Source organism: Erwinia sp. PsM31, from assembly GCF_030433775.1.
In the GTDB taxonomy this organism is placed as follows: domain Bacteria; phylum Pseudomonadota; class Gammaproteobacteria; order Enterobacterales; family Enterobacteriaceae; genus Erwinia; species Erwinia aeris.
Map to the genome: position 1 here is coordinate 1 of NZ_JARUWZ010000138.1, position 216 is coordinate 216.

1 pseudogene is annotated in these 216 nt (G+C 64.4%); it reads left to right on the plus strand.

The window, feature by feature from the left end:
- Positions 1–216, plus strand: a pseudogene (locus QCD69_RS22755) (MFS transporter); the annotation flags it as partial.

Genomic DNA, 216 nt, shown 5'->3' on the forward strand with positions numbered 1-216 from the left:
GTTATCGGCCTGCTGCCGGGCTACGAAACTATCGGCGTCTTTGCGCCGGTGCTGCTGGCGCTGGCGCGTTTTGGTCAGGGCCTGGGGATGGGCGGCGAATGGGGCGGCGCGGCGCTGCTGTCGACCGAAAACGCCCCGGCGAAAAATCTCGCGCTGTACGGCTCCTTTCCGCAGCTTGGCGCGCCCATCTGTTTCTTTTTCGCTAACGGCACTTTC